The organism is Actinotignum sp. usb-actsch-213 (assembly GCF_059085665.1).
The window spans coordinates 38816-56653 of record NZ_JBHNSQ010000002.1 but is presented as its reverse complement, the minus strand read 5'-3'; the positions used below and the strand labels follow the sequence as shown (position 1 = coordinate 56653).

Here is a 17838-nt window from a genome sequence, read left to right as displayed (position 1 = left end):
CCCAGCGCTACCCGTTACCTAGTTCCACTCCCTACCCGTGCGGCACATACTCACATTTGCTGTGCTCGGCCGGCTCAAGCTGGAAAGTGGAGTGCTCCACCTTGACCGGGAAATGCTCCGCGACGCACTGCTGGAGCTGGTCAAGGATCCGCGGGGCGTGCCCGTCAAAGAAACACTCATCCTCAACCACAACGTGGGCGCTCAGTACCGGCAGCCCGGTGGCGACCGTCGTCGCATGCATATCATGCACGCGAATCACATGCGGCAGATTTTCCATGTGCTGGCGTACTTCGTCCAGGTCGAGGCCCTGCGGCGTCGCCTCCATAAGCACGTTGAGCGCGGTGGACAGAATGCGCAGCGCGCGCGGAATAATAAGAATCCCGATGAGGATCGCGGCAATCGCGTCCGCGCCGCCCCACCCGGTGAAGTAGATCGACGCCGCAGCCACGATGACCGCCACCGAACCGAGCGCATCATTGCACACCTCTAGGAAGGCGGCCTTCATATTGAGGCTGGCACCGCGCCCGGTGAACAAAATCAGCATGGAGGCGATATTGCCGAGCAGGCCGATAATGCCGAAAATCAAGAGCGGCGCGGCCGGCATTTCGGGCGGGTCGGTGAGGCGTTTGATCGCTTCGATAATGACGAAAATACCTACCCCGAGAAGCAGCGTGGCCTGCAAACACGCGGAAATAATCTCTGCCCGGGCGTAGCCCCAGGTACGGCGGTTGGTGGCGGGTTTGGTGGTGAGGTGAGCGGCGACCAGCGCCATGACCAGGCCGGCGCTATCGGTGAGCATATGGCCGGCATCCACAAGGAGGGCCAGCGAGCCGAGCCAGAACGCCCCGATCACCTCAGCGATAAGAATGGAGAACGTAATACCGAGCGCCCAGGCGATGCGCCCGCGTTGCGCCCCGGCACCGTGCACATGCCCGGGCCCGTGGTCGTGCCCGCTGGCATGCTCGTGGCCGGCCGCGGGAGCTACCGCGGCGGGGGTGCGAGCCAGGCGGCAGAGGTGGTCGCCAGCGCCATCCTCGTTAAATGATTCGCCATCCTCCTCGGATGGGCCACTCTCCTCTGACGCCGGTGCAGAGGAGGTATCGGAACTGCGCTGGGCGCAGGTGCATTGCCCGCCGGCGTGGTCGCCGTGCTCGCAATGATAATAATTATTATTATGCATAACATAACCTCCTTGGGGCTCTGAGTGTACCTGTCCGGTCGAGTTTGCGGCAGGGTGCGGCCTGTGATGCGGAGCATGTACGACGACGCCTATGCGGCCACGTGCATAATACGCAGTGACATGAGCCAAGAGACAAGCACCCGGGCACTCATTCCGCAAAGGGAATCGGTGCCCGGGTGCATTGCAATGAGGTGAAATATGCCGGCGCAGGCTCCTATTGCATCGTGATATTTACTCCGCAGGAGTCCATGATGAGGATGAAGTTGAGGAGATCGTTCATGAACTTGGGGTCCTCAATTTCGCTGCCGGCCGTGATATCGCCCTTGCTGGCACGCTCGAGGACATCAATGAACTGGTCGGATAGCTTGCCTTGCGCGGCATTGCCGATGCAGGCACCGGCGTCATCGCGTTCGGGTTTACCGAAGGCCTCAGTGAAAGTCGGATCCTTAAGGAAGGAATCGAAGAGGGCCCCGATTTTTTCCGGCGGATAGGTGTAGGTCAGCCCATCCTCGCCATCTTTGCCCGCTGAGTCACCCGAATTGCCGGAGGGCGCGGGTGCGGGAGTTGTGGGCGAATCGAAAATGGGGGCCTTGCTGGTTTCCGGTGCGGCGGTGCCGTCCGGCGTGGCGGGGGCGCTGATCGAAGGAGCCGAGCTGGGATCGGGCTGCACATCATCGCTGGCCTTATCTCGGTTGAGGAAGAAAATGAGGCCAACAACCAGCGCGATCAGCGCCACTACGCCGACCCCAATTCCAACAAAAAGCCCGGTTTTGCTCTGCTTGGGCTGTTGGCCGTAGCCGGCCGGGTAACCGCCGCGCGGGCCGTTCGGGCCGCCGGCGCCGGGGTACTGATTGCCCGGACCACCCGGACCACCCGGACCACCCGGACCACCCGGCGCGCCCGGGTAGCCGGGAGCGCCGTATTGACCGCCCTGGCCGGCTCCGTATTGCCCGCCGGGGTAACCCGGACCGCCGTACTGGCCAGCCGGGCCGGAGCCATACTGCGGGGCCTGACCCGGATAATTGCCTTGCTGCGGGTAGGTACCGGGACCGCCCGGGTAGCTGGGCGCGCCGTATTGACCGGGCTGGCTTCCCTGCCCGCCACCATACTGGCCCGGACCGGGGTAGGCGCCGCTGTGAGCGGCGTAAGCCTGGGTGGGATAGTCGCCCGAAGGTGAGGTGGGCGTGGAAAAAGCTTGGGTGGGCGCACTGGTGATATCGGGTGCGCCGGTGATATCTGGAGTGTTTCCTGTGCCGGGAGCGGAGGCGGCTTCGGGCGAACTGCTCGCGCCGGGGGTGGTGTTCTCGGAGCCGTGTGGAGGGAAAGCTCGGGTGGGTTCGCCGCCCTGCGGCGAACGGGGTGCGTCTTCGTTGCTCACGATAAATCCTAACGATGCGCGGGAGCGGTGCGCGGTAACCCCGCGCGATAAACGCGCACGGTAACCGGCGAAAACGCCCCCGATGTGACAGGTGCCTGGTCACCTTCCGCACGCCACCGGACACACCGGAACGTTCGGCTACACGGGCCAAGCCACATTCATTCAATCAGAGGGCAGCCGGGAGCGGCAAGCAAATTTCGCGTTCGCCAAGCTCAGTGCCTTTCGGCCAGCAGAGAAACAACTGCTCGTTCCGCTCGTTCCGCTAGTTCTGCTACTTCGCCGCGCCTGTAGCCGCCGTAGCCGCCGTAGCCGCCGTAGCCGCCGCGCCCGTAGCCGCCGCGCGCCGCTCCGCCGTGGCCTTCTTGCGCAGTTCGGCCTGGGTGCGCTGCGCGGCCCGCTGCTCCGCGCTTTGCCACAGCCGGGCCGGCTCTCCGAAGTGCAATCCTAAGAACCACCACAGTGCCTCAATAAGCGCCGCCCCGATCAGCCCCACCAGGGTGCCCAGGGCCATAGCCCCGGAATTGGAGGAATCCAGCATGAAGATGCGCTGCGTGAACGGCCAGAGGAAAATCACCCCGTAGCCCACCAGCGGCAGCAAAATCAGCAGAATCTTCCACCAAACATAGGGCCGGGCCACCACCACGAGCACCCACGAGGAGGCAATAATCATCGTCAGAAGCGTCGCGGTGGAAACCTGAGTCGCATACGCCGAGCTAGCTGCGCCGTCGTACAACATCACGTAGGTAATAAAGGTCGCGACCCCCACAACCAGGCCCGCCGGGAAACCGAAACGCATGACGCGCTGCACGAAACCGGGGCGGGCGGCGTCGTTATTCGGCGGTAGGGAGAGGAGGAACGCCGGGATGCCGATGGTGAACCAGCCGGTGATCGTCACGTGAATCGGCACGAAGGGGTAGGGCAGCGCGAACAGCAGCACCGCGATGGCGAGCACCGCCGAATACACCGTTTTGGTGAGGAAAAGCCGGGCCACGCGTTCGATATTCCCCACCACGCGCCGGCCTTCGCCTACCACGTGCGGCAGCGACGCGAATTTATCGTCGAGCAGCACAATCTTCGCGACCGAGCGGGTGGCGGAGGTGCCCGAACCCATGCCGATGCCCAGGTCGGCGTCCTTGAGGGCGAGCACGTCATTGACGCCGTCGCCCGTCATCGCGACGGTGTGTCCCGCCCCGCGCAGTGCCGCCACCATGGCGCGCTTCTGATCCGGGGTCACCCGCCCGAACACCGCATTGTCGTTAATCGTTTCCGCGAAGCTCGCTTCCGGGATGGTGCGGGCATCCACGGGGGTGCCGACGTCGACGCCGAGCTGCGTGGTCACCGCCCCGACCGCCGCGGCATTATCACCGGAGATCACCTTGACCGCCACGCCCTGGGAATCGAAGTAGCGCAGGGTATCGGAGGCATCCGGGCGGATTTTTTGGTCGAGGAGAATAAAGGCGAGCGGCTCGATGTTACCGGGCGCGGTCGCGGCCGTGACGGGCGTATCACTGCGGGCCAGGAGCAATACGCGCTGGCCGGTGGCAGCGATGGCGGCGCCCGCCTGGCCGGCCGGACTCGCCAGGTCAAGGAGCACATCCGGGGCACCCATAATCCAATGCTGGCCATTGGTGAAACTCACCCCGGACCACTTCTTTGCCGAGGTGAAAGGCTGGCGCTCGGCCACATCCCACGGCTGGGCCGGTGCGCCGAGGGCTTCCTTAATGGCCTCCATCGAGGAGTTCGGGGCCGGATCGGCCGCCCCCAGCTGGGCCAAGGCTTCCCGTGCGGTGGCCTGAGCGCGCGCGGCGGGAGTGGCGGCGTCGTGCTGCACCGCGGTGGCGCCGGAACCGGAGCCGCTGTGCGAAGCCGTGCTGCCGGAACTGAACCCGCTGTGCGAATCCGCGCCGGGCACCAACTCGAGCCCCGCGAAACGCAAGGTATTTTCGGTGAGGGTGCCGGTTTTGTCCACGGCCACGGTATCCACGCGCGCGAGGCCTTCGATGGCGGGCAGCTCGTTGACCAGCACGTTCAGGCGGCCGAGCCGGATCACCCCCAGCGCGAAAGCGGTCGAGGTGATGAGCACCAGTCCTTCGGGGATCATCGGCACCAGCGCGCCGGTTACGGAAAGCACGATATCGCGCCACTGCGCGCCGAGGGCCGCCCAATCCAGACCTACCACGCGGATCTGCCCCCAGATGGTCAGCAGCCCGACCGGCACCAGCACCCAGGTGATGGCTTTGAGGATGCGGTCGATCCCGTTTTGCAGCTGGGAATCGACGAGCGAGAATTTCGAGGCGGCGGAGGTGAGCTTGGCGGCGTAGGCGTCGGCGCCCACGCGGGTGGCGCGGTAGCTACCCGAGCCGGAGGACACGAAGGAACCGGACATCATCGCGGCGCCGGGTTCCTTGTGGATGGAATCAGATTCGCCGGTGAGGAGGGATTCATCGACCTCGAGGTAGTCAGCTTCGGTGACGACGCCGTCCACCACGATCTGCTCGCCGGCGGCGACCACGATAATATCGCCCAGCACCACCTCCTCGCGGGCGATCTCGCGCACCTCGCCGTCGCGGCGCACCCGCGGATGCGCCTCACCGATAACGGCCAGGGAATCGAGGGTGTGCTTGGCGCGCAGCTCCTGAATAATCCCGATAATCGAGTTCGCGATAATGAGCAGGCCGAAGGCGCTATTGATCCACGATCCAGTGAGGATCACGGCAATGAACAGCACACCGAGCATGAAATTAATGCGGGTGAAAACGTTATCGCGCACAATTTGCGCGGCCGAGCGCCCCGAGCGGTCGGGGAGGGTATTCGCTTTGCCGTCCGCGGCGAGCTGGGCGGCCTGTGCGGCGCTCAGCCCGCGGGCCGGGTCGCTGGCGGGTACGTGCTCGTTGCCGGTGGTGGGGTCGGTGGCGGAGTCGGTCAGGGCGAGGGACTCGGGTTCCCGCTGCGCGCCCGGGGCGGGCGCGTGACCGGGAGCGAGCGAGTCAAGGTCCCGCTGCGCGGGTGCGGCGTCGTTCATAAAAACTGATTCTAGGCAAGGAAGCTGGACGGCGGGTGAAGATTTCTTGGGCACGGGGCGCAACGGGGCGCAACGGGGCGCAACGGGGCGTGCGGCGCGGGCACGGGCGCGGAACGGCGCGGGCACGGGCACGGGGCGCGGAACGGTGCGGGTGCGCCAGGCTGCGGCGCCCGTCACACTTACGCGCCGTGTGGCGGTAGCATGAGGTATGGCACGAAAAAATCTTTTCCGCAGCGTCGCGGGAATCTGCGCGGTTGCGGCCCTTGCTTCTTGTACTAGTACGACGACGCCGCCACCGGCGCCCAGCACCCCGGCAGTGCCGGTCGGTTCGGCAAGCTCGACTCCGGCGCCTAGCACGGCAAGTTCACCAGGCGCCGCGCAATCGGTTGCGCCACCCACTGCACCCGGTGCGGCTGGCGGGCAAGGCACGGAATCTGCAGCGGAGGACTCGGTCGCGGCGGAGGCTCTGCGGGCGGTAGATAACCTCACCGAGTTCGAGGTTCGGGTGCTGCGCACCAATAACCGTTTGGGGTTGGATGATTGGGCGTCGCGATTCAGCGTAAATGAGCTGGCGCAGCGGTATGACGGGGATAAGGTGCTGGAGTACACCATTAACGGGCAGCCTCCCAATAAGGCGAGCCTGGCACCGCTCTCGAAGGACGATATGCGCTTGCTGATTCGCAGTGCCGATTACGGTCCGGAAAATGAACGCGGGGTCGTTTCGGGGAGTTTGCGTGCGGGAACGCAGCTCCCTTCGCTGGGCACCCAACTGCTGGATACCTGCGCGCAAGATGGGACGTGGTTCATTACCGCGGGAAGCGTGGGTTACAACCGGCGCACCGGGGTGATCGAGTACGTGGATTACATGGTGGAAACCCCCGATTTCAATTCGCAAGGCACGCTTCGGGATGCCAGCGCCGGGGAAGAAAAGTCGCAGTGCCGTTCGGTGTGGGACTTCCGCTCTGTCAACGGCACGGTGCTGGACAAGCCGCCGGCGAGCTAGAGGGCGGCGTCGTTGAAAATACCGCAGCCGATGCGGCGGAGGAGCGGTATGTGTTTTCCCGACTGTACTGCATGTGTAACACAATCGCAGTACAGCTGTGACAACACATAGGGCCTCCGCTGGGGCCCGTGTGACTCCTGGGACGGCTGGGACGGATGGGGAGCCCAGCACTTTTACAGCTGAACGGCTTTTATACCTGCGTGAACGGCTCGCAGAGGGTATACGTCGTGGTTTTTACGCCCTGCCCTCCCGATTGTCACAGGTCACACTGCGAATCGCACTCTGAGACGTTTAATAGTGTTCCCTCGATTTTCAATGTCTGAGGGCTATTTTGGCTGCTAATTTTAATTCAGACTGTCAAAACTGTCCTGAGCCTATTAAAATCCGTACGCAGACTGTGAAAAATCGTATCAGACTATCAATTAAGACTGCGAAATTATGAGTCTAACTATAAGTCTGGCGTCCGCACTTTCAGTCTGCGCGCATTCCCTTAGCTAGCAAGTGGCGAGTCGTTCGCGCACCATTCGATAAGTATTGACCCACTACCCGAGCCGTCGCTACATTTACTTATGTAACCGGGGCTACATCCACACTCAAAGGAGGCCGTCGTTCCGATGACGCTGTGATCTCCACTCAGCCCAGCTGAGACGCCCGCACCACCCGCCGCGTCCAAGGAGATCACTATGCCTGCCCTCATTCTTGACGATATTTCATTTTCATATACTGCGCGTCCGCTCCTCGACCGCATTACTCTGTGCCTGACAGCCACCGACCGCGCCGTCCTCATCGGCCCAAACGGCTGCGGCAAAACCACCCTGCTGCGTATCGCCGCAGGTCACCTCAGCCCCGAGCGCGGCACGGTCACCCGCACAAACGCCAGCGCCATCCCGTGGAACCCTGTGCCGAACGACGACGCCGCCGCGACCGTCGCGCACTTTCTTGAAAGCGCCTTCGCACCCGCGCGGGAACTACTCGCCCGCTTCGAAACGCTCAGCGCGCAGCTGGGGGAGGGGCGCCCGGTCGCGGCCGAATACGACCGGCTCCTCACCGAGGTCACACGCCTGGATCTGTGGTCACTTGAGGAAAAGGTCGACGACGCTCTTGCGGGTTTGGGCCTGGCTATGTTGACCGGGAGCGGGCGCTCGCGGAAGTTGGCCACGCTCTCACCGGGCCAACGCGCGCGGCTGAATCTGGCTGTCACCCTGGTTGCCCGCCCGCAGGTGCTTATTGTGGACGAACCAACCAATCATCTCGATGCGGAGGCGAGCTCATTTCTTGCCCACGTGCTGCGTTCCTGGCCCGGCCCGGTGTTGCTGGCCAGCCACGACCGCGCTTTTATTGAGGATGTCGCCACCCTCATCGTGGATATGGACGTGCATGTGTGGGCGCAGCTAGCTCGCGCTGAAGGTGGTGGTGAGATGCGCGGGGTGTGGGAGTGCCGCGGTACCTACACGGATTATCTTGCGGCCAAGCGTGATGCTGAGCAGCGCTACCGGGCGCTCTACCTGGCCCAACAAGAAGAAAAGGCGCAGATGCGTGCGCATCGCCAGGCTTCCGGTGGTATTGCCCGCGGTGGGGCGCGCCTGGCAAGTGCGGAGGGCAAGGCGAAAAAGTTCTTCGCGGACCGCGCCCAAAGCACGGCTACCCGCCGCACCCGCCACGACGACCGCAAACTCGAAGCCCTTACCGCACGGGAGGTTCGCAAACCCCGTAGTTACACCTTTACTTTTCCGAAGTATGCCGGCGCGACCTGGCCGCAATCACCCTCGGCCCACCCAACCGCCGGCCTCGCAGTGTCTGCACGCGCGGCGGCAGTGCCCGGCCGCCTCGTCCCGGTGACGTTCGACCTTGCCCACGGCGAGCATCTGCTCGTGACCGGCGCCAATGGCAGCGGCAAATCCACTCTCCTCACCTGGATAGCCACCGGCACCCCGCCGCCAGCCGCGGCTCCGCTCGACTCTCTGCACCTCAGCGCGCCTGCTACCGCTGCGCCGCCCGCGGCCACCGCGCAGCACGCCACAGTCCAGCCTTCCGGCACTCTCTCTTGCGCCGACCCGCTCGCTTTCGTCCCGCAACGCCTCCCGCGCTGCGGTGATCCCGGCTTCACTCCCGAGGTCTGGAATTTAGGTGTTGGTGAGCTCGGTACGGGCATCCTGCACCCGTCCATGTGGGCAACCCCGATACCTCAGCTTTCGGCAGGTAATCAGCGCCGCGCCCAGCTTGCCCTCGCTCTCGCGGCCCAGCCCGCCGTCCTCGTCATCGACGAACCCACGAATTACCTCGACCTGGCTGCCATGCATGCCCTCGAAGAATCCCTGGCTCGCTGGCCGGGCACGATCATCCTCGCCACCCACGACCGCTGGCTTATCACCTACTGGCCCGGCCCGCGGCTGTGCCTCACAACCTTAGACAGTAGTAGTATGTACGTACAATGTAAGTCTGTTGGACTCACTTGAGGAAGGTGTTCATGGCGGCTTCAACATCTACAAGGATCAATTTCCGCACGGATGCGCGTACCAAGCAAGAGGCAGAAAGGCTCTTTGATGAGCTAGGTATTGATATGTCTACCGCACTGAACATGTTTCTCAAGCAGGCTGTGCGTGAGCAAGCACTTCCGATCCGTCCTGCGTTGTCATATATCCCTAACGAAACGACTCGACGCGCAATTGCGCATGCAGAGGAGATCATGAAAGGGAATATCCCCGAAGATGGTGCGGTATTCGACGATACTGAAGAAGCCATTAAGTTTTTGGATAGCTTGGTATGAGGGTCATCTTTGATAGTCAGTTTCAGAATGATCTCACACGTGTAGTGCGGCAGCAGCCACACATTCTGGAGGAAGTACGTGAGCTGGTTGCGGCCGTTAGGGAAGCGGGTGAGATTCCACCGGGATATAACCCACATGCGCTTACTAAAGCGCGAGGAACATACACGGGTTATTTCGGGCTTCACCTCCAAGAAGGAAAGTTTGACGTCATCGTTATCTATCGGCATCACCGCTCGGAATCCGTTATTCGTTTTGTTCGTATTGGATCGCACAAAGATATTTTTCAAGGCAGAGCAATTTAGGTTTTTCAAGTGGGCGTTGCGGAGAGGGCTTATTAATCTCTCAAGGCGGGAGCGGGAGCTAACGGCACGCCATCATTAGCAACTATTTTGTCTATTAGACCAAGGACCGGCCCTGGGCTCCCGCCGAAGCGGGCAGCGGAACCGGTCATGTTGCCCTAAGCGTGACAAGAAATAACGCTGAGTGAAAGATCGCGGCATATTTCACCGTCACGCTAGCCGGCGGTGTGCTCATCTTTCTCGGAGTGGCGATTTCTCTTTGTTCTCTTTGAATCTTGCATAGGTTCCACCGCACTCCCGTCGCTGCGCCGCTCTCTAATTCGGCATCGGCTTATCAATCACCCGCCCGTTGGCCGCGGTAAAGTCCCACACGACGTTGCAGGACGGCACTTCCTCCCGTGTTGACCCATCGGGCTGACGCGCCGCAATGGTGGCGCCCGGCTTCTTCATGGTGAAGTCGAAAGACTCAATCACATCGGTGTTCCGGTTGTATGCGACCCAACCCCGCGTGATAATCCACCCGTCGCCGTCCGAGCACCCCTCGAGGAGGCGAGTATCGGCTGCCGGCACCGCGGTTCCCTCGCGCACGCTCCCGTTGGATTCGCCCCTCTCGCCCGCCGGCCCAAAAGTGGCGTGCTCAATCAGGAAGCGCATATCGCTTTTCAGAACTGGGCCGCCGTCAGCGTCGTCCGGCACCCGGGTATGCACGGTATAGTCACTCGTTTCCTCACCCGAGTAGGTCACCGTAATGCGCCGTTCGCCCGTATAATAGCTGGCTTTCGGGTTCCCTTTTTCGTTGTCCCAGTGGATAATTCCCATGTCCGCGGTGGTGAGTTTGTCGACGAACTCCAGCGCCTCGCGGGCAATTACCTCGCTGGAGGCTTCGCTGCCCATGCTCTGCCCCGCCGCCGAGACGCTCGGGCTTGCAGAGTTCGCCGCGCTGCCCGCCTCTTCCTTCAAGGCCGACGACGCCGCGTCGGTCTCGCTCCGCGATCCCGCCGCGGGGCCCTGGCCACTCGCCGTGCACGCTCCGAGCAAGCACACCACACATATCCCCGCCACGCTGCGGGCCACATTCTTCCATGCCATGCTTCATCCTACCGCTGCGATGGGCCACCCAGATTCCAAATACTTAGCATAACTGTGTCCAATGCTGATAATCTAAATTGAGCCGTTCAGCAAAGGGGAGTGACTGACGTGAATGTAATGCCGAGTTTCTACGCGGGACGCTTTGATTCCTCGTTCGCAGGCGGCGTGAGGTGGTTTGATCAAAAAGTCACGTTTGGCAATATAGCCGAGGTGGCGAACGCGGTTTTGTCAACGGTAACTTTGGGAAAATTAGACGATTTTACCCGAAAAGATATTCAAAATTCGGCCTCATTCAATAATGCAATTCAGCGCGATTATGGAAAACCTTCTCTCACGGATGAGAGCGCCGCTAATGAATATGATAAATTTATAAGTCAAAATCTAAACGTGTTGGCATATTCAGGAATTTTATCTTCTGCGACGAAAAACGGTAAAAAGCGTATTTATAAAATTAGGGACCGTGAGATGCTTGAGCGAATTGCCGGGAATGAAAAGGAATCTCGTGAGTTTCTAATTGAGTACATCGAGTGGGTTCTTAAACAATTCGGCTGGTGGTCTCACGTTAAGCGGTATATCGAGAGCGAACATTCTCAAACTGATATGGATCATCTTAAGGACGCCTTTACGAATCTTGCTATTGACACGATGAAGCTAGGTTCGAGGGGGTCGGCACGGCCCGAGGTGGAGGCTGGGAGGATTTTCAATAAGGTAATCAACCTAGTTGCGTATGCCAACCTAGTTCCAGGAATCGAACGTGGTCGGGTTATGAAGACACCTCCGAGCACATTTGAACTAAGTTATAATCGCCCGAATTGGCGCGACATTGCTTCTAAAAAACCTAAACGTATGACTAGAAAAGCATACGAAGAACAACTTGAGCAAGCTGCGGCTTCGAGTATTGTTGAGAGTGTTATGACATCAGCCATGCGGAAAGTGAAAAATTATCAGCAGGGAGTATCGGAAGTTCCAGACTCGACAGGGGTTAAAGCAACCCATATACACCATATGTTCCCGAAGCATGCATTCCCCGACCTTGCCGATATGTTAGAGAATTTAATTGCGCTAACTCCGGGGCAGCACCTTGGCATTGCGCATCCTGACGGCAATACGCAGAAAATCGATCTTGTTTTCCAGAGAACTTGCCTCAACCAGAAGTTGGAATCAATCAAAAAAAGTATTGACGCGGACGAAGATATATACTCATATGAAAACTTCGCTACGGTCCTCCAAATTGGCTGGGGAATTGATAGAGTTGAACCAACTTATTCTTCCTTGCGCCAGGCAATCGTTGAGCATTTAGCGTAAATTTACGAGAATTAGTTGGTTGTATCTTCCACTTTTGGAACGGCCCACCAATACGCCAGGCAGCTGTCGATATTGATCGATCTCGTCGAGTAGTTGCATGCAATTCGATAAAAAGATTCGAATTGTTTCGTACCTGCGAAGGCGACGAACGCAGAGCTTTCCTTGCTTGTTAAATCTCCGTATAGTACGGCGCAACTTCCTTCAGGAACGGAATGCCGAATTTTCTCAATTTTAACAGCACGTGGTTTGTAGGATAAATTAGGGGCAAGGAATTTTGAGGATCCGGGTAGGGATGTAACACTAGCTATAACTGATTCTGCAATTTCGGTCGGAACCAAGTAATCGCGTGCATCTGTGACAATTGTCCCGTTTGACTTGAGATTTCGACCGCGGATAACGCGCACTCCTTCCGGTGAGGCCATTTTGCGGCTCACTTTTCGATCCCGCCACACTTTCAGTTTTCCTACATTGACACGGGAAAGTTGTGCGTCGAATTCTTCAGTGCGGTATATTACCCAAGTCGGAAAAGTGTCGTCGAAGATATAATTAGAATCCACGAAATGAACTTGCTTTAGGGGCCATGACTTAACTTCGGTTACATCATTAGTGGGGGAATTGCTTCGATTGTCGTTGACTATGATTCCAATGGTCTCTACTTTTACATCAGGGAATGTATGCTCTCCAAAATCTAGAAGGTTGTTGATGGTTGCAACGCGCATGATCGATGATCGTACGTCGCTATAATATGCAGCATGGAGAAGCGCCTTTGGCATTACGAACGCGACCAAAGACGCTTCGCTCATCCCTTTTTTAAGGAAGCGAACCGATAGTTCGCTATCTTTATTCCAGTTATTATTCGTATCTTTTGGACGTCGTCCAAAAGGAGGGTTGCCAAGTATGAGATGGTAACGCTCTTTCGTGGAGTATGAAAGGTAATTCACATGTTTTACATCTATCTTTTGGAGGTTTGAGTGACCGGTTAATGTGTCTCGGAGGTAATCGGCCATTTCTTTCTCGATCTCGATAGCCGTGACCGATATTTTATTAAACGCGGCAAAAGAATTTAATACCGCTATAAATACACCGCTCCCAGCTGAAGGTTCCAGAACGTGAAATGTGTCTTTGGGATTAAGATTTACTTGTTCTAGTGCACGTTTCGTGATTGCGAAAGCCACTAGGGGCTCGGTGTAATACGCCGCATAAGTTTTTTTGCGAGATAATGGAACATTGTAATACGCTCTTTTCTGACTTTCTGTAGTCCAGTCTGAAGAATTTGAGCGGCATGGTCTCGCCGCGGAGAATCGCAAGTGTTGAGTTAAGTGAATGCGCACATGTTGGGCGACTGACTGTGTAACCGGTACGGGGACGGCTTCGCCAAGGCATTGCCTGATGTTTACCGCATGTGTTCGTAAACGAGAATTGTCACGGAGTTTCGAATCTTTTTCTTGATCTTCATACCAAATAAAGTCGTCTCGTACACCCATCATGCGCATGAGTTCCCTAATGCTAAATACGCGATCATCTACCGGGTGGATGGTGTTTTGGCTGGCGAGAATATCGTTTCGCGTGTGGACGCACGGAGGAACCGAGCTCCACGGTACCCGCCTGTATTTATCTCCATTTTTTCTTACATTTGGAACGATTTTGCCGTCGACCAAACGGTGAGGCCGTTTCATCGGGTCGATGTTATCAAACGCAGATTCCCCTTCTTTGAGGTCGCGGATCCAGTTTCGCATACGCTTTTCGTAAGGGCGAAAAGAGTGCAGGATGTCGGAGCTTGAGCATTCTCCCATTACGTTTAAGGGCTGTAGGTCCCCGATTAAGTCACGCAGAGGTATTGCTGTTTTCTTATCTGGAAATAGGTCCAAAGGAGTAACCCAGGTTACATCGTTTCTTACGCCGATTGTGAGTGAGCGTTTCCTGCTGGAGGGTGAGCCGAAATCACTCAACTGTAGCACTCGTGAGTAGTATTCGTAGTTCGCCCCGAGCTCTTTATTTATCTCTTCCCCAATGGGCCGATTGTGGCCGTCTAAGCCGGTGCATGTGGTTTTCATGAAAGCTGGAACGTTTTCAAATAGAAAAACGAGCGGACGGACCCGTCTGATCATTTCTATGGAACGTACAACGAGCGAATTGCGCCTGAGTTCATCGCCCTTTTTGTGATTAGCCACCGACATGCCCTGGCAGGGGGGGGTGGCCATGATTACGGTGATTGGCTGCCGGTGTTCCTTTTCGTAGTCTTCTGCTAGTTTTAGGACTGAGTTAAAAGGGCCTGGGAGAAGTAAATCACCGCAGATGAGACGATGCGGTTCTGCAATATCGTTTATGCGTTGAACTTCAATTCGTCGGGAGATGAGTTCGGCTGATGCAACACAGAAAAAACCCTCGTCGTGGAATCCTAAGTCGCCGATACCGCCAGAACTGAAAAGGCTTATGTACGAGTTTGAGGGTTCTACCGAGTTCATAGGAGTCATTCTATAGGAGATGAAGGAAAAAATGAAAGAACTCATGCAGAATGTCCTTCATAGATGTTCGCGCACGTCAGTCAAATTTACCGCAGTTTCATTCGCTGCTCCGACTGCGGAGACTTACGCAGATTGATGCTTCTATGTGTTGTCAGGAGGTAAGTGTGGTTTTCTCGGCCCACATATGCTTGATCAAGGGACGAGACGCCAGCTGTCAAGCGCAAGTTAAATCTGCATGCTTAGCGCAATACGAATCGCACTCCTAACGCAAGGAAAAATGCACACCCGGCACAACCAAAACTGCACACCCTCACCGAACAGGCAATCTCGCTCGGCACCCAAGCGTCTCTACCGTGACCACCACTCAAAGCGCGCCACAGATCTGCCGGCGCTGTCCTGTACCTAGCGGGCCAATACAGGGCCGTGCAGGCGTAAATCACGGGGCTGGGAACCTCCAATTCTTCTCGGTTGGACTACGCTCAATCTCCTCTAACAGCGGCTCGGGTGTGTCCAGGCGTGGTGTTGGTCAAAGGCTCGGTTGATGATCTCGATGCAGATGGGGCATTCCAGGATAGAGAACATGGTGCCGTAGCGGTCTCTAACGGTGTTGGGTATGTGAAACATTGATATTGTAAGAGATATAGAGAGCACGCAGTTGGTACAAGACCGACTTGAACCGTTCAACTATATTTGTGGCGACACGAGAGGGGCTCGCATGACGGCCTATGAGGACGTGGTGGATTGGGCATCGGAGATACCGTGGTGGCAACAGAGGATTTTAGCTCGGATTGATGCCGGAGAGGTGCTTGATGAGCGTGATTATGAGGAAATTGCGCGGGAGTTGGTTGATGAAGAGTTTGATCCGTCGCAGAGTGATGAAGAGTTTGATCCGTCACAGAGTAACGGGTGGTTACCGGAGTACGCAGGTCGAAAAGAGATAATCGATGAGTCGGTCCGCTTAGTCGCAGTGCGATATCTCAAAAACGTTAACCGTCTCGCCCCTAACCAAGAGCTCACATTTGAGCCGGACGGTCTTACGGTCATATTTGGAAATAATGGTAGTGGGAAGTCTGGTTATGCTCGAGTGATTCGGTCAATGGTTCGAGCACGATACCGCACTGAGATTTTGCCGAATGTGTTTGACGAGGACTCGGGGCCGCAGTCAGGCCAGGTGGTATTCATGGTCGGCACGGCCGAGCGTGAGGCACAGCTCGGCCAACAACCTGACCGTGACCTTGCCCGTGTAGCTTTTTACGATGCGCGCTGTGGAGATACCTATTTGACTTCTGAAGCTAAAATTTCGTACCGCCCTAGGGCGGTGCAACTATTGGAAGAACTCGCATCTGTTTGTTCGGGTGTACGCCGGGTTATTGACAAATGGAGGCGAGAAGTAAGGAGCCCGGGCTTGCTGCCTCAAGTGAATGCACAAAGCGCTGGAGCAAAGTTCCTCAATGAGCTTTCGGCCGATACGGGTATTGATGAAATCAAAACAGTGACTTTGTGCCCGGCTGATATTACCGAGCAGCTTGAGAAACAAGCGGACAACGTTGTCCAGATACGTGCGAGTAATCCCGGCTCGGAGAAACGTCGCCTAAGTGAAGAGGCTGATGCTTTCAAAATACTCTCTGATCATTTGGACATGCTCAATCAGCAAGTTGGTGAAAAAGCTCAAACGGAGCTAGAGAAGCTAGTAGAGCAACTTACGACTGCGCAGAAAGCTTCCGATCTTGCGTCTTGTGGAACTTTCGCCGATGAACCATTGCCTGAAGTTGGCTCTGATGTATGGAAAGCACTATGGCGAGCTGCGGAATCTTACTCGAAGCTCGTCTATCCTGATCATGAATTCCCGCATACTGGCGAGGGGGCAGTTTGTGTTTTATGTCAGCAGCCACTTGGTGTTGACGCTACTGATCGGTTCGAAAGATTCCAAAGGTTTGTTATTGATGCGGCGGCACTAAAACTGGACGAGTCGCAGCGGCAAATTAATAGCTTTTACGAGTGTCTTGAGGAAGTGAATTTCGAACCTCCTGACGTGTCCAGGGCTATTGTGACGCTGAAGCAGGATAAAGAGTTTGATCAGGGGTCATTCAGTATGATTTTGGAGGCATTAAAAGAACGAAAATCTGCGTTGTTTAAAGGGGAAAAATCAGAATCCGTCGATGTTATGACCACGGTTACCTCTTTGCGTGAAAAGGCTGAGCTGCGTCGTCAACGAGCTGACAACCTTGATGTTGAGGGTTTTAAAAAACTACTGGGCGAGGCGGAGGCCGAGGAACAACGTTTGCGTGATCAGATAGCGATGCGTGATGGGCGTGATCTCATTGAGCAGGAAGTTGCGAGGCTGAGGAGAGCTGCTGCCCTCGAGAAGAAGTATCCGGAGACTAGCACTCGGTCGATCACCGATAAGGTAGCTCAATTAACTCGCGCGTATGTGACTAAAGAAGTAAGTGAGTGCTTCGTTAGGGAGGCTGCTAGGTTCGGCATTGAACAAGTGGCTTTCACGACCAGGGGGCATGAAGGCGTTCTGCTCCATAAACCGGTTTTTGTGAACGCTCGCAAAGATTCGAAGCTAGAGAACGTTCTCTCCGAAGGGGAACAGACGGCGCTGGGTTTCGCGGGTTTCCTCACTGAGGCACACTTTGACATAAGTAAATCGGCATTAGTCTTCGACGATCCCGTTTCTTCTCTCGATCACATGAATCGTGAGTTGGTTGCCGAGGCAATTGTTGAGTTGGCTAGAGACCGACAAGTGATTGTGTTTACTCATGACATCGCATTCACCGCGTGTCTTTATAAAGCTGCTGGTGAATTAAAGGTTCCGTTTGGTACGCGAGGTGTCGAACGGCGACGGAAAATGGGGCCGGGGTATACGACGGACCACCATCCTTGGTCTGCAAAAAACGCGGGTCAACGCATAAATACGTTGCGACAGGAGATCGCTCGCTTACGTGAAATTGAGGAGGGTATGCAACAAAGCGAGTATTTGCGTGAAGTCGAGAGCATCGCCGGGCATATGTCTCAGACGTGGGAGCGAATTATTAGCCAAGTCATAGCTGAGCCTTTGGTGGACTACAGGTCTTTAGAAGTTCGGGTTAGAAATCTGAGACTTGTCGGCAGAATAACGGAGGCGGATGTGGAAAATTATGATAATTCCTATAGTCGCATCTCTAAATGGGCGTCGCGCCACGACCCGCATCCAGAATTAAACTATGTTGCACCAACTGTTGACGAGTTGAGTGCCGAGATTGACGTGATGGCAGATTGGTTGAAGAGGTTGAAGAAGTATCAGTCCTAGGCTGTTGCTCGTCTAGGAGGAAAACTTTGTGTAAT

At 57.0% G+C, this 17838-nt stretch carries 11 protein-coding genes; 6 read left to right on the top strand and 5 right to left on the bottom strand.

Annotated elements, in window-relative coordinates; genetic code table 11:
• Window positions 1–31 precede the first annotated feature (31 nt).
• The 3 genes from AC5RK6_RS00210 to AC5RK6_RS00200 form a co-directional block, all read right to left on the bottom strand.
• On the bottom strand, window positions 32–1180 hold the full coding sequence (locus AC5RK6_RS00210) for a cation diffusion facilitator family transporter (protein ID WP_274734467.1): 1149 nt from the start codon (window positions 1178–1180) through the stop codon (window positions 32–34).
• Between the two features lie 214 nt (window positions 1181–1394).
• Complete coding sequence (locus AC5RK6_RS00205) at window positions 1395–2558, bottom strand: flagellar basal body-associated FliL family protein (RefSeq protein ID WP_274734466.1); 1164 nt, start codon at window positions 2556–2558, stop codon at window positions 1395–1397.
• Between the two features lie 271 nt (window positions 2559–2829).
• Complete coding sequence (locus AC5RK6_RS00200) at window positions 2830–5757, bottom strand: HAD-IC family P-type ATPase (protein ID WP_274758720.1); 2928 nt, start codon at window positions 5755–5757, stop codon at window positions 2830–2832.
• 31 nt (window positions 5758–5788) lie between these two features.
• On the opposite strand from AC5RK6_RS00200, the gene AC5RK6_RS00195 reads away from it, so the two are divergent.
• The 4 genes from AC5RK6_RS00195 (at window position 5789) to AC5RK6_RS00180 (ending at window position 9652) form a co-directional block, all read left to right on the top strand.
• Entirely contained in the window at window positions 5789–6583 is a 795-nt protein-coding gene (locus AC5RK6_RS00195) for a hypothetical protein (RefSeq protein ID WP_274734464.1), read from the top strand.
• A gap of 683 nt (window positions 6584–7266) precedes the next feature.
• Window positions 7267–9039 carry an ATP-binding cassette domain-containing protein gene (locus AC5RK6_RS00190; RefSeq protein ID WP_274755798.1) on the top strand — a complete coding sequence of 591 codons (1773 nt, stop codon included), beginning with the start codon at window positions 7267–7269 and terminating at the stop codon, window positions 9037–9039.
• An 11-nt stretch (window positions 9040–9050) separates the two neighbouring features.
• Window positions 9051–9350 (top strand): type II toxin-antitoxin system RelB/DinJ family antitoxin, encoded by a 300-nt coding sequence (locus AC5RK6_RS00185; protein ID WP_126135178.1) that lies wholly within the window; start codon window positions 9051–9053, stop codon window positions 9348–9350.
• Window positions 9347–9652, top strand: coding sequence for a type II toxin-antitoxin system RelE/ParE family toxin (locus tag AC5RK6_RS00180; RefSeq protein ID WP_274734462.1), 306 nt, complete (start codon window positions 9347–9349; stop codon window positions 9650–9652). The genes AC5RK6_RS00185 and AC5RK6_RS00180 overlap by 4 nt, the downstream gene beginning before the upstream one ends.
• Window positions 9653–9964: 312 nt before the next feature.
• Here AC5RK6_RS00180 and AC5RK6_RS00175 read toward each other — a convergent pair whose 3' ends face one another.
• Window positions 9965–10738, bottom strand: a complete 774-nt coding sequence (locus AC5RK6_RS00175) for a hypothetical protein (protein WP_274734461.1) — start codon at window positions 10736–10738, stop codon at window positions 9965–9967.
• Between the two features lie 99 nt (window positions 10739–10837).
• On the opposite strand from AC5RK6_RS00175, the gene AC5RK6_RS00170 reads away from it, so the two are divergent.
• Window positions 10838–12043, top strand: a complete 1206-nt coding sequence (locus AC5RK6_RS00170) for a hypothetical protein (RefSeq protein ID WP_274734460.1) — start codon at window positions 10838–10840, stop codon at window positions 12041–12043.
• A gap of 11 nt (window positions 12044–12054) precedes the next feature.
• Here the strand turns inward: AC5RK6_RS00170 and AC5RK6_RS00165 are convergent, their stop codons facing one another.
• Entirely contained in the window at window positions 12055–14553 is a 2499-nt protein-coding gene (locus AC5RK6_RS00165) for a DNA cytosine methyltransferase (RefSeq protein WP_274734459.1), read from the bottom strand.
• 670 nt (window positions 14554–15223) lie between these two features.
• Here AC5RK6_RS00165 and AC5RK6_RS00160 point away from each other — a divergent pair.
• Window positions 15224–17803 (top strand): AAA family ATPase, encoded by a 2580-nt coding sequence (locus AC5RK6_RS00160; protein WP_274734458.1) that lies wholly within the window; start codon window positions 15224–15226, stop codon window positions 17801–17803.
• Window positions 17804–17838: the final 35 nt, after the last annotated feature.